3 protein-coding genes are annotated in these 2,125 nt (G+C 66.8%); all 3 read right to left on the reverse strand.

From position 1 onward, the window contains the following. The coding region (locus AC2VOK_RS15815) for a PE family protein (RefSeq protein WP_428901333.1) at positions 1-635 on the reverse strand (635 nt) is incomplete at its 3' end. A gap of 484 nt (positions 636-1,119) precedes the next feature. Continuing rightward, on the reverse strand, positions 1,120-1,740 hold the full coding sequence (locus AC2VOK_RS15820; protein WP_428901334.1) for a hypothetical protein: 621 nt from the start codon (positions 1,738-1,740) through the stop codon (positions 1,120-1,122). Between the two features lie 116 nt (positions 1,741-1,856). Continuing rightward, positions 1,857-2,125: sigma-70 family RNA polymerase sigma factor (locus tag AC2VOK_RS15825; protein WP_428901335.1), on the reverse strand; the 269-nt coding region annotated here is incomplete at its 5' end.

Genomic DNA, 2,125 nt, shown 5'->3' on the forward strand with positions numbered 1-2,125 from the left:
GTTCCGTTTGCCTGCGTCGGGAAATACCAACGTGCCGGGGCGTCGTAGCCGTGGGGGCCGACGTTGAGGTCCAGGTAGGAAAAACCCTCCCTGACCCCCGTTACCGGGCCAGGGGTCCCCGTCCCCTGAAAGACACCGCTGCTCTGGCTCCCGAGGGTCCCGTTGAAAAGGTCGGTGAGCAGTCTGCCGGCGAGGCCTGGGCCGGTGGTCCCGGTGACGGCGGGTCCGACGGCTTGCTCGCCGAACAGCGGATGTCCGGTCAGATACGTGAAGGGGGACCAGAAACCCTGGTCGAAGAATTGTTGTTCGACTCCCTTCACCAGCAGTGAGAGGTCCGCCAGCAGTGGCACATTCGCGGCTTCGCCGGCGGCGTAGGTGGCCCCGCTCGCGCTCAACGCACTCACGAAGTCCGCGTGGAGCAGCGCCGTCTGCGCGGTGAGCGTGTGAAACTCTGCGGCGAAGCTGCCGAACACTTTGGCGATGGCCGCCGACACCTCGTCGCCGGCCGCCGCGGCAATCCCCGTCGTCGCGGGTGCCGCCGCGGCGGAGGCGTCTTTGATCGCATCGCCGATCCCGCTCAGATCGGCCGACGCCACAGCTAGAGCCACGGGTGCCACGATCACGTTCGACGACATGTGCGGCTCCTATTCCGGACGTTGCGGCACTCTGAGGATAGCCACAAGATGGCCGCCAGGTCAGCAGCTCGCGCGGTGTTCACGGAGCTTGCGATGGCGGCCGTCGGAGCCCATTGGGCGATCGATGGAGAAGCCGTTGAAGTCGCAGTGAGGCAGGCGGGTCTCAGCGCACCAGGTCGTCACCACCCGGTCGAGATACCGTTGCGGGCGCGCAACACACACCGCAGCGACACTCACCGCTGCCCTTGTCGCGTCGAATTCCGGTCCCGAGTCTTCCCGGAGCCGCCGCGCGGCGAACCCGCGGGACCGTCGAAATCGACTATCGGCGCGGAAGGCTTGTCGCGACCAGCGCCCATGGCGTGTGGAGCTTTTCCAGGCGTGCTCCCTCGTCAGGCCAGAGGGACTGGGTGCCGGAGTCGCCTATTCGGGAGGTCTGGATCATCGGCGAGATGGCTCCGGCGATATCGGTCACCGGGCATGAGGTTCAGCCGCCGAGCCCCTTCTTGACGGCCGCGTCCTGCTTCTGGCCGACGTCGGTCATGAACTCCTGAGGTACCAGCGAACCGGGCGGGCCGTCGAATTGCAGCGTGACGAGGGCTTTGCCCGCGGTGAACAGCAGCACCGTCACGCCCTTGAGCCCGTCCGGGGAATCTCCGGACAGCGTCGTCCCGCCGGTGCCGATGTTGGCTGGACGCGATGTCGGCTTCTTGACGATGTCGCCCTGAGCGCTCTTTGCCGCGTTGAGCGCATTCGTTGCCGCGCCGGGGTCGTCGAACACCCGAATGGTGTCCTTGATCAGGTGACTGCCGTCTTCGTCGCGAAATGTTGTTGCCACACCCGGCTGGCCGTTCGGATTCTCCGTCGGCGGACTGCCGGTGAACGTCACCGGTGCATGGATGTCGGTGGCCTTGATCAGCAACCCCGCATATTCGCCGGGCCCTACCGGCGCCGCTGTGGTCGGTTCGGGGCCACGGCTGCCCCGGGCCGAGGTGGCGGAAGCGGATTTCGGGGTCGATGTCGTCGCATGGGTACCGCAGCCGCTCGTGGCCACCACCAGCGCCGCCGCCACGGCCACACCTGCCGCCGCCACCGGAGAAATCCTCATCACACGCGCCCCTTCCCGGCTCCTTCCCGGGCTGCATCTGGCGAAGCAAACCGGCTCGAGTGCCGAATCGGACAGTACATCGTCGGGAAACCGGGCGGTGCGGAAAGGGCGCGGCGCTACTCCAACTGGTCGCGCAGGCACTGCAGGGTGCTGGCGAGGATGCGTGAGACCTGCATCTGCGAGACGCCGATCCGTTCGGCGATCTGGCTGTGCGTCATCGATTCGAAAAAACGCATGTGCAGGACCTCGCGTTGGCGTCGGGGAAGCCCACTCACCAGGGCGCGGACCGCTTCCCTGTTCGTGATGTGGTCGATCTGAGGATCGACGCGGCCGACAGCGTCGGCCACCACGCGGGGCTTGCCTGAACTGTCGCTGCAGATGGGCG

Source organism: Mycobacterium sp. TH-M116, from assembly GCF_057473685.1.